The 309-nt window shown below is 64.1% G+C and carries 1 protein-coding gene; it reads right to left on the bottom strand.

Annotation, left to right across the window (positions count from 1 at the left end; translation table 11 throughout):
- Positions 1-309: transposase (locus AC5ZG5_RS46555; protein WP_496165615.1), on the bottom strand; the 309-nt coding region annotated here is incomplete at both ends.

The following is a 309-nucleotide window of genomic DNA, read 5'->3' as shown; positions in this document are numbered from 1 at the left end:
GCGCCGCCGGATCTCCTCGTTGAGGCGCTCCAGCATGTTGGTCGACTTCATGTGCTTGCGGTGCACCAGCGGCAGACGGAAGTAGGCGAGCGTCTCCTCGATGTTGTCCTCCACCCAGCCGGTGAGCTTGGGGTATTTGCCGCCCCATTTGGCAAGCCAGGCCGCCAGATCGCGCCGCACCTCGCCAAGATCGCGCCGGTCGTACATCCAGCGGAGCTCGAGCAGGCAATCGTCGTCGACCTTGCGCGGCACATAATCGAGCGCATTGCGCAGGAAGTGCACATAACAGCGCTGCCAGAACACGCCGGC

The sequence above is a fragment of the Bradyrhizobium sp. Ses1 genome (assembly GCF_059512365.1).
Note: the sequence above shows the minus strand (reverse complement) of the source record. Positions and strands in the feature narration are given on the sequence as shown.